This is a genomic window from Trichocoleus sp. FACHB-90, from assembly GCF_014695505.1.
Lineage (GTDB): Bacteria > Cyanobacteriota > Cyanobacteriia > Cyanobacteriales > FACHB-T130 > Funiculus > Funiculus sociatus.
Map to the genome: position 1 here is coordinate 28,174 of NZ_JACJOK010000036.1, position 14,168 is coordinate 42,341.

Here is a 14,168-nt window from a genome sequence, read left to right on the forward strand (position 1 = left end):
AGTATATATCAATCTTACTTTAGCCTTTACAGAAGTAGCGATCGCTACTTCTGTAAAAGTCTCTTCTTCATTGTGGCCGGAGGCGATCGCGCTCAAACTTTAGCAATCTCAGATTCAGTTTGTGAGCGATCGCAATATACAAGCAATCGCTCAAAATCGAATCAAATGCCTAAATTACTTCAAGACTTGTTTACACTAGCTAATATGTTCTCAATATCTGATAGCTGCACCGCACCTGAGAAAGTTTCGCCATTTATCACAAAAAAGGGTGTGCCAGAAAGCCCCAAAGATTCAGCAAGTTGAATATCTTCTTGGATGGCGGTATCCGCAAGAAGGCGATCGTCCTCAAACTTCTCCAAATCAAAATTCAACTTTTGGGCAATATCCCGATACAAGTCTTCACCCAATTTGTCTTGTTGGGTAAATAGCGCGTCTTCGTACTCCCAGAATTTGCCCTGTTGACTTGCAGCCCAAGCAGCTTTAGCCGCTAACATGGCTTCAGGGTGAATTGGAGTAAGGGGAAAATGCTTGTACACTAAAGCGATTTCGCCTGGATGCTTTTCTATCAATTGCTTCAGTGTTTTATGAGCTTCGGCACAATAGGGACATTGAAAATCTGAGAACTCAATCAGCACAACCTTGGAATCAATTGCCCCAGTAGTGGGAGATTCTCCAATCACCGCTTTAGTATTAGTTTTTAAATCTTGCAAAAATGCTTGCTGTGCTTGCTGAACCTGCTGTTGTTGCTGCTGTTGGTATGCCTGAACAGATTCCAGAATTACTTCTGGGTGCTTGCGAATAATCTGTAAAACTTGCTCTTCCAATCGCGGACTGGTTTGGCTAGCTGCTTGCGCTGGCGTTGACCAGCCGAACAATGCTAGACACAATAACAACATTGCTAGTTTCAATGCTTTCTTAGCCGCCATTAGGAAGAAAGTGGGGGCGATCGCCCAAAGTTGAACTCGACGCATAAATTACCTGGCTGATGTTGCTAACACGATCCAGTATGCTCGACTTGCGGGGTGGCTGAACAATGATAGGGAAGCGATCGCTTCCTAGGAAAAATACTGATACCAAGCGCGATCGCCCAAAGCGATAATTCAGATCGCGTCCGGTTAATTCCCATAATTTTCCGCATCACCCCCAAACCCTCCCCGGAAGAGGGAAGGCGGGGATGGGTTCAATATTTACGGGTAATCAACTGTAAAATCCGCACGGCAAAAGCATTTCGCCTGTCTCAGTAGGGAATCATAGCCACAAGAAAGCGATCGCGTCTTTGGCGTAACCTATACTAAAAATCTAGACGGTGAATCGAAACGAGGTCATGGCATGGCATCCATCCGCGAGTTGCATAAACAACTCATTCGCAAAGAACGCTCAGCTGTAGAAATTACCCAAGAAGCTTTAGACCGTATTCAGGCGCTAGAGCCGAAATTGCATAGTTTTTTGTGCGTAACAGCAGATAGAGCATTGCAACAGGCTCGTGCAGTGGATGCCAAAATCGCCGCTGGGGAAGAAATTGGGCCGCTGGCGGGGATTCCTATTGGCATCAAGGACAATATGTGTACGCAGGGGATTCCCACTACCTGCGCCTCGAAGATGTTGGAAAATTTTGTCCCGCCTTACGAGTCAACGGTGACGCAGAAACTGGCTGACGCTGGTGCAGTCATGGTGGGAAAAACCAATCTCGATGAGTTTGCGATGGGTAGTTCTACGGAAAACTCAGCCTATCAAGTCACTGCTAACCCTTGGGATTTGGATCGCGTGCCGGGAGGGTCTTCTGGCGGTTCAGCGGCGGCGGTAGCGGCAAAAGAGTGTGTTGTAGCGATCGGTTCTGATACAGGTGGCTCTATCCGTCAACCAGCGTCTTTCTGTGGCGTTGTCGGGATGAAACCTACTTATGGGTTAGTTTCCCGTTATGGGTTGGTGGCTTTTGCTTCTTCTTTGGATCAGGTTGGCCCGTTTGGACGCACAGTAGAAGATACAGCGATTTTATTGAGAGCGATCGCAGGTTACGATCCCAAAGACTCTACCAGTCTCAAAGTCGAAATCCCAGATTACGCCAAAGCTCTCAGACCAAACTTTAAACCCAGAGGTCAGTTGCGAGTTGGTTTTATTAAAGAAACCTTTGGCGAAGGTTTAGACTCAACTGTGTGGCAAGCTGTTACCAAAGCTATTGAGCAACTGCAAAATTTGGGAGCGGAAATTCAAGAAATTTCCTGTCCCCGCTTCCGCTACGGTTTGCCCACCTATTATGTTATTGCTCCTTCTGAAGCATCCGCTAATCTCGCCCGGTACGATGGAGTGAAGTACGGCTTCCGCACACCAAACGCCGACAATCTTTTATCGATGTACACCCAAACTCGCGCCGCTGGTTTCGGTAAGGAAGTCAAGCGCCGGATCATGTTGGGTACTTATGCTCTCTCAGCGGGTTACTACGACGCCTATTATCTCAAAGCCCAAAAAGTCCGCACCTTGATTAAACAAGACTTTCTGCGGGCTTTTGAAAAAGTTGATATTTTAGTATGTCCCACTGCTCCTACAACTGCTTTCAAAGTAGGAGAAAACACAGAAGATCCGTTGGGTATGTATTTGAATGACCTGATGACTATCCCGCTAAATCTTGCTGGGTTGCCTGGTTTAAGTGTACCCTGCGGTTTTGATGAAAAGGGATTGCCGATTGGAGTGCAATTGATTAGCAATGTTTTGCGAGAAGATTTACTTTTGCAAGTAGCATATGCCTATGAGCAATCTACTGATTGGCATCTACGCACACCGCAATTAGATTAGCTATCTTTCTCGTTCCCAGGCTAGAGCCTGGGAACGCAATTCTAGAGGCTCTCGCTCGAAGTATAAACAAGTTAGAAATAAGAACCCATCCTTATTGTAAATAGACGATTACAAGAGGCTCTGCTTCCTGTAATCATTCCCAACCTCAGCCTGGGAAAAAGGAAACCAATTAGTAATTAGTAAAATAATATGTCTTTCGTAGGTTTACATATTCACAGCGATTACAGTTTGCTTGATGGTGCTAGTCAGTTACCCGAATTGGTAAATCAAGCAATAAAATTGGGAATGCCTGCGATCGCTCTTACTGATCACGGCGTTATGTATGGCGCAATTGAACTAATAAAAGTTTGTCGCGGTAAAACAATTAAGCCAATTATTGGCAATGAAATGTATGTAGTAAATGGCGACATTAAAGAACAAAGGCGAGGTAGAAAAAAATATCACCAAGTCGTATTAGCTAAAAATACTCAAGGCTACAAAAACTTAGTTAAATTAACAACAATTTCTCATTTAGAAGGCGTTCAAGGCAAAGGAATATTTTCGCGTCCTTGCGTTAACAAAGAACTTTTAAAAGAGTATCGGGAAGGTTTAATTGTCACCAGCGCTTGTTTAGGCGGCGAAATTCCCCAAGCAATTCTCCAAGAGAAGCCAGATATCGCTCGCCGAGTTGCTAAAGAGTACAAAGATGTTTTTGGCGAAGACTTTTATTTAGAAATTCAAGATCACGGTTCTCAGGAAGACCGACTTGTTAACGTTGAAATTGTCAAAATTGCACGGGAACTAGACATTAAAATTATTGCTACGAATGATTCGCATTTTATCTCCTGCAACGACGTAGAAGCGCACGACGCGCTGTTATGTATTCAGACGGGGAAATTAATTTCCGAAGACAATCGGATGCGCTACAGCGGGACTGAGTATCTTAAGTCTGCTGAAGAGATGAAACAACTATTTCGAGATCATCTACCGGATGATGTAATTGAGGAAGCGATCGCAAATACCCTGGAAGTCGCTGATAAGATCCAGCAATACAAAATTTTCGACGAGCCACGCCTTCCTGACTATCCTATTCCATCAGGTTACACAATTGACACCTACTTAGAAGAAACTGCCAGAGAAGGACTGCGAGAAAGATTTAAAGTTCGTTCTTATTTAGACCTTGGTTCAGTTTATCGAGAACGGCTGGATTATGAATTAAAAATGATTCAGCAGATGGGTTTCTCTACTTACTTTTTAGTAGTTTGGGATTACATTAAATACGCCAGAGATCATGGCATTCCCGTAGGGCCAGGACGTGGTTCTGCTGCTGGTTCTCTCGTAGCTTACGCCTTAAAAATTACTAATATTGACCCAGTACATCATGGGCTGCTATTCGAGCGATTTCTAAATCCAGAACGGAAATCTATGCCTGATATTGACACAGATTTCTGCATTGAAAGGCGGGATGACGTAATTCAATACGTTACCGAAAAGTATGGAAAAGAGCGAGTAGCACAAATTATTACCTTCAACCGTTTAACATCTAAAGCAGTTTTAAAAGATGTCGCCAGAGTGTTAAATATTCCCTATGGGGAAGCAGACAAAATGGCGAAATTAATCCCTGTGGTGCGAGGAAAGCCAACCAAACTCAAAGTAATGATTGGTGACGATTCACCCGCACCAGAGTTTAGAGAAAAGTACCTATCAGACGAAACAGTTCGCCATTGGGTTGATATGGCGATGCGGATTGAAGGTACAAACAAAACCTTTGGCGTACACGCCGCTGGTGTAGTTATTTCCAAGCAAGCGCTAGATGAAATTGTACCCCTACAAAAGAATAATGACGGCTCTGTAATTACCCAGTATTTCATGGAGGATTTGGAATCACTGGGATTGTTAAAAATGGATTTTCTGGGGTTGAGAAACTTAACGATTATCCAAAATACGATTGATTTGATTAAGAAGCACCGAAATATCGTTATAGATCCTGATGATGTAACGTCTGAGGAAAGAAAAGCTTATAAAATTTTATCAAAAGGCGAACTTAATAAACGGCCAAAAGGAGTTCATAGTACCTATAAAAAGTTAGAAGAAGGTGATTTAGAAGGTATTTTTCAGCTAGAGTCGTCGGGAATGCGCCAGATAGTGCGCGACTTGAAACCCTCGAACATAGAAGATATTTCCTCAATTCTAGCTCTATATAGACCGGGACCCTTAGACGCTGGACTAATTCCTTTGTTTATTAATCGTAAACATGGAAGAGAAGAAATTGTCTATGCAAATCAGTTATTAAAACCAATTCTTGAAGAGACTTATGGTGTTCTTGTTTATCAGGAGCAAATCATGAAAATGGCTCAAGATTTGGCTGGATATTCTTTAGGCCAAGCTGACTTATTACGCCGCGCAATGGGTAAGAAAAAAGCTGATGAGATGGAGAAGCAGCGGCAACTTTTTATTGATGGAGCTACAAAAAACGGGATTGTAAGCACACTGGCTGAAGATTTATTTGAACAGATGGTGAAGTTCGCCGAGTACTGTTTTAACAAATCCCATTCAACTGCTTATGCTTATGTTACTTATCAAACTGCTTTTTTAAAGGCAAATTATCCGGTTGAATATATGGCGGCGTTGCTGACCGCTAACAGTGGCGATACCGATAAGGTACAGAAATATGTTGCTAACTGTTCGGCTATGGGAATTAAGGTGGAACAACCGGATATTAATCGCTCTCTTGTAGATTTTACGCCTTTGCAAGAAAAGATTTTGTTTGGGTTGTCTGCGGTGAAGAATTTAGGTTTGGGAGCGATTGAGTGTATTTTGACGGAACGGGATGAGGGGGGAAATTTTAAGTCATTGGCTGATTTATGCGATCGCGTCAACCTCCATGCTGTCAAAAAGAGCGCCTTGGAAGCTTTGATCCAATGTGGCGCTTTTGATAGTATCGAACCCAATCGAAACCAATTAATCCATGACCTCCCCTTAGTAGTAGATTGGGCGCAATCCCGCGCCAAAGACCGAGAAATCGGTCAGGGAAATCTGTTTGACTTTTTTGGAGGGGCGACCTCAACTCAAGACACCGTTAGTCCTGCTTTTGAATCTGCTCCCAAAGCGCCCCCAGTGAAAGATTTTTCCAAAACAGAGAAGTTGCAGATGGAAAAACAACTGCTGGGCTTCTATGTTACTGACCATCCTCTTAAATCTGTAGAAAAATTAGCCGCAGGGTTAGATCCTGCTCCTATCAATCTCAGCCAACTGGAAAATGCGCGGGCGAAGTCAAAGGTCACTGTTATTGTAATGCTCACAGAAGTTAAGCAGGTGACTACTAAGAAGAACGAGCGCATGGCGATTCTACAAATGGAAGACATAACAGGTCAAACCTCAGCGGTAGTCTTTCCCCAAACTTATGAAATAATCAATTCATTATTAGTAACAGATACGCCTCTAATTATCTTTGGCAAAGCGGATCGGCGAGAAGATCAGATGCAAGTGATTGTGGAAGAAGTTAAGCTGATTACAGCAGAGCAATTGGTAATAGCGGAAGTAACACCGCCGCCAGTAGAAGAACCTGAATTCCAACCCCAGGAAACAACTTTTTCAGAACAACCAAAGAATCACAATGAGGATAATGTGAGAATTGATGCTGAGCATTTGGTGATGGTGGAACTGACACCTGAGCGAATTAACGATGAGGCAAAACTTAAGCACCTGCTAATTCTTTTGGAAGAACATTCAGGCGACAAGAGTAAGGCAAAAGTTCCGGTGATTGGAATTGTGGCGGGTGAATACAAGCGCAAGTTTGTGCGCCTGGGACAGGCATTCTGGGTGCAAAATCACAAACGTACTGTCGATGCTCTCACATCCGCTGGTTTTTCTGCCCGCGTTAAGGCTGTGACGAGTGGAGAATACTCTTCCTATGACTATTAAATTTTCTCTTCATGCACAAGAGGAAATAAAACAGCGAGGCATTCCATTGATTTTAGTTGGCTTCGTTCTCCTTCAGTTCTTTGGGAGATTTGTAGCCAGCTTGCTCCGCTATTTTCCTGCTTGGAAAACAGATATCGGGCTTGATTTTGTCATAATTTTTAGCCTTTGGCCCGGTGTAGACTTTACCTCGTTTTTTGGTATTCCTTCCCTTAATCGGCGCATTACTTGGACAATTATTTCCTTGAGGCGAAACACCTAATTTTTCAGATGTGGCGTTACCAGATGGATTAGGAGAAGCTGTATTTCCATCTACCGAAGGAGAAGGCGAAGCAGTTTCAGGAGTCGGTGAGTTAGGAGAATTATTAGTTACAGGTACGTTAGCTTCTTGAGTGCAACTAGAAAGGGTTAAACCGACTAAAAGCGCTATAGATGCAATCCATTGGCAATGATAATTCTTCAAGTTCATTAACTTTCTCTGAAAACTCAAAAAAGGGTATTATAACCTCTAAAGGTTAATTTTTCATGGTAAGCATTGTCTACCTTACAAAATATAACTTTGCTAAGTCTGAGTTGGCGGTTTTTTAGGTTTTGGAGAGCCTAAAAATTGAGATTTTAATTCTTCCAATTCCAGATCAACTTGGCTTTTTGATTGTGCAGGATTAGGGGATGGGGCTTTTTGGGGAGTAGATTTTTGATTTTCGTTTTTAGAAGTGCCAGCTTCCAGAAACTGCGATCGCATCTCTGCCAATTCGTCATCAACTAGGCTTTTAGACTTGCTAGCCGAGGGTTTGATAACGGGCGTTGTCCCTGGCTGTGGATGAACAGGTTTTCCGGCTGTCGCAACTGTTGGTGTTGTTGCTTGCTTCTGCTCTTGGTTCAAGTCTTTAAGCACTTCTGCTGCTGATTGATAGCGCCGACTAACAGCAGTTTGCAGCATTTTGTCTAGAATTTTACCTAAAAAACCGCTAACTTTAAAAGTTAAGAATTGTCGCCACACCCAGGCATCTTCGTTGATATCATATAAGTCAAACGGAGACATTTGGGTTAATAAATGAATGCAGGTAACTCCTAAACTATAAATATCGCTGACAAAGGTAGCTTTGCCTCTAGCTTGTTCTGGTGCTACATATTCGGGGCTGCCAATGCTGGTTCCGGTTTGCAGTAGGGCGGCACCTGTGGCAAATTTAGAAGCACCAAAATCGACAATAACTAGACGTGCGTCTCGGCTTCTCCTAATAATATTTTCTGGCTTGATATCGCGATGAATTACCTGATGATTGTGGACAAATTGCAGCACAGGTAATAGATCGTTTAACAATTGGAGAATCTGAGTTTCATTAAATGCACCGACCTTTGATAGTTCCTCGGCTAAATTTTGCCCATCGATAAATTCTTGCACCAAATACTGCCGATCGTCTTGGGTAAAATATGCCAGCAGTTCTGGAATCTGGGGATGTTTGCCTAGTTCATCCAGTCGCACCGCTTCTTGATTAAATAACTCAACTGCCTTTTGAACGGTGCTGGTGCCTTGGGCTTGGGGATAAAATTGCTTAATAACGCAAGGCGGTTTTGAGGGTTTGTCTTCATCCACTGCCAAAAAAGTTCTGCCAAAGCCTCCCTGTCCAATTGGTTTGATAGCACGGTAGCGCTCTTTGAGCAGCAATTTGGTGCCACAAGTGATACAAAACTTTGTATCAGCGGGATTCTGGGGATTTGGGCAAGTTGGATTGAGGCAATAGCTCATAATGAGAAGCAATCAGCGGATGACTCTATATTAAGTCTTCCCTATGTTTTCCCGTAAAAAAAAGCGCCCAAAAGACTCAATAAAGCTACACAAACAAAGCCCACGGACGCGGGTTTAAGAAAATGGCAATTGTTATAGTGTCTCTTCCAATTCTTCTGACGAATTGGCATCAGGCCACAGCAGGCGGACAGCAATCAAGGCAAATCCAATTGCGGCGATCGCTTTCAAAATCCGCGCCGGAAACAGCACCGATACCCCTTCTCCTGCCAGAACTCCCAGTAAACTAGCCAACAGCAGTGCTGTGACTGTCCCAAAAAATACAGCGCGGGGAGATTTGGAACTGCCAGAGAGCGCGATCGCTGCAAATTGGCTTTTATCTCCTATCTCTGCCAAAAATACGGTAATAAAACTAATTCCTAAAAGGTGCCAATCCATAAGTATTTCTTATTATTTAATTTATCCTCATTACCAGGATCTGCCTGGGAACGCAAAAGCTTTAAAAATGCACTACATCCCAGCACAGCATCGCCGAGACGCACAGCAAACAAACTCCAGCTGCCGTATCCAGGGTTTTCGGCGAGAACTTGCTTGCCAGAGCGCGCCCCAACAATACTCCTAGTAAACTTGTAGCAATAAGTGCCGCTGCTGCACCTGCAAAAACCACCCCAGGTGACTGAGACTCCGCACTCATCAGCAGAGTTGCTATCTGGGTTTTGTCTCCCATTTCTGCCAAAAAGATTGTCAAGAACGTCGAACTGAACGCTTTCCAGGGTAAACCTTCCAGCTTAGATGCTGCTGGCTTCTGGTAAGACTGGCGCGTTTGTGCAGATTTCGCTGGTTCAATAGGACGCTCCAAAGTAGGCAAGCTGGGAGGCAATGTGGATAGTTTCACTCTTTAGTTTTGCTTAACGCTGCATAGTTTTCATATTCTTTTCATTTTCTCAGATGTGTGTCGGAATATCAAGCTTTTTAAATTACAAAGCCTTCTCAGAAGCCAACTTCGCTGTTAAAGCGGATCATTTCTAAAGAGCGATCGCCATAAACGCCTTCAATCTGCTCGCGACAACATTCAATTGCAAAGTCGTTCAACTCCTCTGGTTCAACACCATACAAATCCTCGAAAACATCTGACTGTACTCGACAGAAGCGAGGACGGTCTGCATAGATGCGGCATTCTCGCGCCGTATGGTCAAAATTCACGCACCATCCTCCTTCCCCCACCATGCTCAGATAAAGCTGTAACTCATCTGGGGTAAGATACTCATCCAAGTCTGGTCGGTCTGCTGGGTCAAGATGACAGCAGGCTCCACATTGCTTAACACAGCCCCAAGTCGCCATTGTTCAAAACTGTCTTTCAAAAAGTTCTCGTTTCTTGAGCTTAACGGTTTTTCCTTGGCAGCTGTTCAAGACGGCTACCCGCAATTCCTCTCGTTTCTTATACTTTTGTAAAGTTGCTTTAATAAAGGAGCGATCGCTAGGTAAGATTAGATGGCAAAATTTCCAGCTTTGCCAGTTAAATCTATACGTAGTAAATACCCTCATCAAAGGCAGGAAACATGGAATTTTTCAGCTCTTTAGGCAACCTCAACTGGGAAGTAATTGCTCAGCTCACCTTTGTGGCACTAATCATGCTTGCTGGCCCAGCGGTCATTTTCGTGCTGGCATTTCGCAACGGCGACCTCTAAATTCCCAGCGTTTGTAACCAAAGTGAATCTTAAACGCAAAGGATCGCTAAGGGAAGCGCAAAGGTACGCAGAGGGTGATTAAAACTTTGCGCTCCTTTGTGAATCCCTTAGCGTCTTTTGTGTTTAAAGGTCTTGACTTTTTAGATAAGTTATGTACTTCTTCCGGGTAGGTTCAAAGCTTTGAGAGCCGCCTTAATTAGGTGAAAATATTTCGGTTCGGTAACATCAACCTGGGCGGAATCTGCGGCGGTTGTCCCTAAAAGCCCGGTTCTTTGTCCTTGCTGAATAGCTAGAACTTTGCCTTGATTATTTTTAATTTTTAACTCTTTTAAAGACTCGTTCAGACTACAGGTGTAATGACGTTGGTTGTAGTAAAATTCGGCTTGAGGCTGCGGCGAAGCCAGTGAGGAGATTTTGGGAAGTCGGACACCTACTAATTCCAGCTCAATTGTAGTGTTGCCATTCCAGAAATTTTCTTTCAATTTGTAGGCGATATCGACTCGCGGCGGCAAAGGAAAGTAATCGCCCCAACGCCACGCGATCGCTTTAATTTTGTAAGCTGGGTTATCCTGCAACACTGTCAGTTTAACGTGACCTTTCCCAACAATTTTTTGCTCCACAACTCTAACATTTGGAGTCCAAAAAATCGGGTCGGAGTTTTCGATACCGCAGGGGTGAAGACTATCCATCTGCTGATATAAACTGAGATTAATTTGCTCCAGGCTAGCCTGGGCATCAATCTTCAGCAACGGCTTTAAATGTTCGGGTTTGAGGCATTGGTTGGCAAAAATGGACAACCGTTCTCTAAATGCTTCTAAATTCTCCGCTGGCATAGAAAAGCCGCCAGCTGCCTTGTGTCCCCCAAATTTACCCAATAAATCTTGACAATACTGCAAAGCTTCAAACACATGAAATTCAGGAATTCCCCGCGCTGAACCCCGAATGTGTTGCTCATCCTCATAAGTCCCGATAAACACCGGAACGCCGTAGCGTTCAACTAACCTGGAAGCAACAATTCCAATCACGCCATGATGCCAATCTGGTTGAACAACAACCAAAACCCGATCTTGCTTTAGAGAACTTGCATGGAATGTCTCTACATAAGCAATAGCTTCTTGTTCAATTTCCTCGCATAGTTGCTGACGAAGTTTATTAATTTGTTCGCACTGCATCGCCCTTTCCAGTGCCAACCCCATATCATCAGTTGTCAGCAACTCAATTACGGTTAGGGGGTCAGCAATGCGCCCTACAGCGTTAATTCGGGGGCCAAGGCGAAAACCAATATCCTCCGGCTTTAGGGATTTTACATTTTGGATTCCCACCCTTTTTTGGAGAGGCTCAGATTTTGGATTTTCTGGTTCGCTGTTTTCCGTTCCCTGCTGTACCCCAGACATTTGAATCAATGCTTGAACCCCTGCTAGTTGCGAATGCGGCAACTGTTGCAAACCTCGCTTTACCCAGCGACGATTAACACCAGTTAAAGGTGCTAAGTCGGCAATGGTTCCTAGAGTAAATAGTTCTAAAAGTGGCTTCACTAAGCCTTTAGCTTGACCCAGTTGTTGAGCAAGCGTTACTGCCAAAATATAGGCAACTCCAACACCAGCAACACCCCGATAAGGCGAAGATTCGGCAATTAGTTTCGGGTTGAGGATGGCATCAGCTGGTGGCAGTTTTTCTGGGATGTCGTGATGGTCGGTGACAATGACTTTTACACCCAGTTGTCGCGCTCTATCAATAGGGTCAAACGCTGAAATGCCATTATCTACAGTTAAAATTAACCCAACACCTTCTCGGTGAAATTCTTCTACAATCCGGCGATTAATGCCGTAGCCTTCACTCATGCGGCTAGGAATGGCATAATCTACCTGTGCGCCTAACCACCGCAGCGCCCTGAGTAACAAAGCAGTGCTAGTCATGCCATCAGCATCGTAGTCACCACAAATAGCAATTTTTTCACTGGATGCGATCGCATCTTTCAACAATTCCACACTAATTGCTAAATCTGGAAAATCCTCCAATGGTGAAGGCAAAACCTGCGATTCTGGTTCCAGAAATGCTTGCACCTCTTGGTACGTTTCCATACCCCGATTGATCAGCACCTGACCCAACAAAGGTGAAAGTCCCGTTGCTTGCGCCAATTTTTCAGCTTGTGCTTCAATGCTGGGAAATATTTGCCACCGATGATTAGGCAATCGGTGAGAACGAGAGGATGGATCTGGTGATGGTCGCTCTTGCACAGGTGTCTTAATTTAAGCAATCCGGGTGTGGCCATCCTATCAGCTTTGAGCTAAAAAACCGCAACCCGACCGTCGTCTTTAAGATAAACTGTGCGATCGCCTGGAGGACGACCACCGGGACGCACTTCTATCCGCAAAGTTCTCGCATTCGGTTTCCCAATGTTGACCCGCAATGGCAAACCAGTAGCATCCCACAACAAAACTGATAAATTTGGGTCGGTACTACCTCCCCTAGCAAAAGATACCGCTTGCCCGGGATTAAGAGGAATCGGGTCAGTCCCCAACACCCTCTGCATCTGAACCAAACTTGATGTTAGATTAACCACTTCAAAGGTAATACGTTGTCCCGGTATGAACTGAATCGGCGGCGGCGGACATTTATCAGCACAGGTTCCGGCTGCTACTGGGTTGATTTGTCCTGCATTCCCAAGCAGTAGACTAGCTGCAACTAAGACGAGTGTAGGTAGAAGTTTAGACATGAAAACTTAAATTTTACACACTCCATACTATCTCGCGTCGCGTCTGTCTGCATCAGTAAATACATTTTTTTTGTATGTAACCGCATTTCCTACAAAGTGCGGAAATTGCGGTTGTGTGACAGGCAAATATCTTAATCAGGCTTGATATATAGCGTTTCTCAGCTGGGTCGAGTATATGGCAATTCTGACCTTCCCTCGACCTTGCTAGGGACACAGCAATGCCATGTCTGTACAGATGTAACGCATCCAAGCCTTGAATTGATATACATAAATTCAGGAAAGTGCAAGTCGCACATTTGAGTGACACTCAACTAAGCTACCAAAGATGTGTTTCACCAGAAAAAGCGACTGCTAATTACCTTAAACCAAAAGTTAGAACTATAGAGAAGTTACCAAGATGAAGCGGTGAAACAAATCTGAAATTTCAGAAATTTTCACAAGCAATGGAAAAACTTCCAGATACACAAACAAAAGCTTCATCTCAGTAAATAAACAGAAAATTAACCCCAATTAAAACTTCATGCTAGTTTCAACCTTTGAACTTTTAGTTAAGTCACAATTGCCAAAGAATCTGGTTCCACCTCCACCAGAGTCCTTCGCCAAGCTGAGCCGTACAGCCATTCAAGGTTATTTCCTAACACTTGCCAATACGACAAGCTCAACTGTCATAGTGTCTCTTGTGTTTACATCGGTTACACCGTTTGTGGATATTGAGAAAACTTTCGTTTTTCTGGATGTAACTGGGCAAAATATTCCGGGCGATCTCATTCCAGATATAGCCGCCAATAAGGCAAGATTTACCGTAAAGCTTCCTGCTAATGACACGGGTTTGTTCATTTTGCAGCCCGATATTTTGAAAACTGACCAAAAAGGCAAAACTTTACTGGATACTGCGGACTTTGAAGTTCGTGGTTATGTGGAAATCTTTATGTCTTCGCTCTCCGAAGCTAAATCTGCAAGGCTTCTGTTAACACCTGAACACCGAGGGACATTCTTTAAAGATTTAACAGTTGAAGACCCTCAGCTAGATCAAATCGTCTACACTTTGCCTACCGCTAATGGTAATTCTCTTTTCAAGCTAGAAAAAGAGAAGCCTAACTCCGAAGATTGACATAGAGTAGGTAATTTTGTTAAAGCTTATTAATGAGCTTTAACAGTAGGTTTAGTTGAGACAACGGATACTGTTGGCGAAGCCCTTAAAACCTAACAACTTAGCTCCCTTCTTTAATAGATAAGAGAAAATTAAAAGCTCCTACCCTAATAGGAGAGAGGTTTTAAGGGACTAGAGCCAATAGCATTAGAAAACTAAACCCGACCATATTAAGAGTTT

Annotated in this window: 13 protein-coding genes; 4 read left to right on the forward strand and 9 right to left on the reverse strand. The window is 43.7% G+C overall.

Features of this window, described 5'->3' with window-relative positions:
* Positions 1-179: 179 nt before the first annotated feature.
* Both H6F74_RS10725 and H6F74_RS10730 read right to left on the reverse strand, forming a co-directional pair.
* A complete protein-coding gene (locus H6F74_RS10725; RefSeq protein ID WP_199301084.1) occupies positions 180-926 on the reverse strand; it encodes a thioredoxin domain-containing protein in 747 nt (248 codons plus the stop codon).
* A gap of 65 nt (positions 927-991) precedes the next feature.
* Positions 992-1,141, reverse strand: coding sequence for a hypothetical protein (locus H6F74_RS10730; RefSeq protein WP_206756303.1), 150 nt, complete (start codon positions 1,139-1,141; stop codon positions 992-994).
* 188 nt (positions 1,142-1,329) lie between these two features.
* Here H6F74_RS10730 and gatA point away from each other — a divergent pair, with 188 nt between their 5' ends.
* Together gatA and H6F74_RS10740 are read left to right on the forward strand one after the other, a co-directional pair.
* On the forward strand, positions 1,330-2,790 hold the full coding sequence (gene gatA, locus H6F74_RS10735; RefSeq protein ID WP_190440442.1) for an Asp-tRNA(Asn)/Glu-tRNA(Gln) amidotransferase subunit GatA: 1,461 nt from the start codon (positions 1,330-1,332) through the stop codon (positions 2,788-2,790).
* A gap of 189 nt (positions 2,791-2,979) precedes the next feature.
* Entirely contained in the window at positions 2,980-6,693 is a 3,714-nt protein-coding gene (locus H6F74_RS10740) for a DNA polymerase III subunit alpha (RefSeq protein WP_190440456.1), read from the forward strand.
* A 52-nt stretch (positions 6,694-6,745) separates the two neighbouring features.
* Here H6F74_RS10740 and H6F74_RS10745 read toward each other — a convergent pair whose 3' ends face one another.
* From H6F74_RS10745 to H6F74_RS10765, 5 genes are all read right to left on the reverse strand, one after another.
* Positions 6,746-7,159, reverse strand: coding sequence for a hypothetical protein (locus H6F74_RS10745; RefSeq protein ID WP_190440459.1), 414 nt, complete (start codon positions 7,157-7,159; stop codon positions 6,746-6,748).
* Between the two features lie 93 nt (positions 7,160-7,252).
* On the reverse strand, positions 7,253-8,437 hold the full coding sequence (locus H6F74_RS10750; RefSeq protein ID WP_190440462.1) for a serine/threonine-protein kinase: 1,185 nt from the start codon (positions 8,435-8,437) through the stop codon (positions 7,253-7,255).
* Between the two features lie 132 nt (positions 8,438-8,569).
* A complete protein-coding gene (locus H6F74_RS10755) occupies positions 8,570-8,872 on the reverse strand; it encodes a TMEM165/GDT1 family protein (protein WP_190440464.1) in 303 nt (100 codons plus the stop codon).
* Between the two features lie 61 nt (positions 8,873-8,933).
* Positions 8,934-9,329, reverse strand: coding sequence for a TMEM165/GDT1 family protein (locus tag H6F74_RS29280; RefSeq protein WP_190440468.1), 396 nt, complete (start codon positions 9,327-9,329; stop codon positions 8,934-8,936).
* Positions 9,330-9,424: 95 nt separating this feature from the next.
* Positions 9,425-9,775: a YkgJ family cysteine cluster protein gene (locus H6F74_RS10765; protein ID WP_190440471.1), complete on the reverse strand. Its 351-nt coding sequence runs from the start codon at positions 9,773-9,775 to the stop codon at positions 9,425-9,427.
* Positions 9,776-9,993: 218 nt separating this feature from the next.
* On the opposite strand from H6F74_RS10765, the gene H6F74_RS10770 reads away from it, so the two are divergent.
* Positions 9,994-10,122 carry a photosystem II reaction center protein Ycf12 gene (locus H6F74_RS10770; protein WP_190428266.1) on the forward strand — a complete coding sequence of 43 codons (129 nt, stop codon included), beginning with the start codon at positions 9,994-9,996 and terminating at the stop codon, positions 10,120-10,122.
* A 149-nt stretch (positions 10,123-10,271) separates the two neighbouring features.
* Here the strand turns inward: H6F74_RS10770 and recJ are convergent, their stop codons facing one another.
* Together recJ and H6F74_RS10780 are read right to left on the reverse strand one after the other, a co-directional pair.
* Positions 10,272-12,359: a single-stranded-DNA-specific exonuclease RecJ gene (gene recJ, locus H6F74_RS10775; RefSeq protein ID WP_190440474.1), complete on the reverse strand. Its 2,088-nt coding sequence runs from the start codon at positions 12,357-12,359 to the stop codon at positions 10,272-10,274.
* 50 nt (positions 12,360-12,409) lie between these two features.
* Positions 12,410-12,838: a hypothetical protein gene (locus H6F74_RS10780; RefSeq protein ID WP_190440477.1), complete on the reverse strand. Its 429-nt coding sequence runs from the start codon at positions 12,836-12,838 to the stop codon at positions 12,410-12,412.
* Positions 12,839-13,358: 520 nt separating this feature from the next.
* Here H6F74_RS10780 and H6F74_RS10785 point away from each other — a divergent pair.
* Positions 13,359-13,949, forward strand: a complete 591-nt coding sequence (locus H6F74_RS10785; RefSeq protein ID WP_190440479.1) for a hypothetical protein — start codon at positions 13,359-13,361, stop codon at positions 13,947-13,949.
* Positions 13,950-14,168: the final 219 nt, after the last annotated feature.

Coding starts and splice junctions, on each gene's coding strand:
- H6F74_RS10725 (WP_199301084.1), bottom strand. CDS start 926: ATGGCGGCTAAGAAAGCATTGAAACTAGCAATGTTGTTATTGTGTCTA.
- H6F74_RS10745 (WP_190440459.1), bottom strand. CDS start 7,159: ATGAACTTGAAGAATTATCATTGCCAATGGATTGCATCTATAGCGCTT.
- H6F74_RS10740 (WP_190440456.1), top strand. CDS start 2,980: ATGTCTTTCGTAGGTTTACATATTCACAGCGATTACAGTTTGCTTGAT.
- gatA (WP_190440442.1), top strand. CDS start 1,330: ATGGCATCCATCCGCGAGTTGCATAAACAACTCATTCGCAAAGAACGC.
- H6F74_RS10755 (WP_190440464.1), bottom strand. CDS start 8,872: ATGGATTGGCACCTTTTAGGAATTAGTTTTATTACCGTATTTTTGGCA.
- H6F74_RS10765 (WP_190440471.1), bottom strand. CDS start 9,775: ATGGCGACTTGGGGCTGTGTTAAGCAATGTGGAGCCTGCTGTCATCTT.
- H6F74_RS10785 (WP_190440479.1), top strand. CDS start 13,359: ATGCTAGTTTCAACCTTTGAACTTTTAGTTAAGTCACAATTGCCAAAG.
- H6F74_RS10770 (WP_190428266.1), top strand. CDS start 9,994: ATGGAATTTTTCAGCTCTTTAGGCAACCTCAACTGGGAAGTAATTGCT.
- H6F74_RS10750 (WP_190440462.1), bottom strand. CDS start 8,437: ATGAGCTATTGCCTCAATCCAACTTGCCCAAATCCCCAGAATCCCGCT.
- H6F74_RS10780 (WP_190440477.1), bottom strand. CDS start 12,838: ATGTCTAAACTTCTACCTACACTCGTCTTAGTTGCAGCTAGTCTACTG.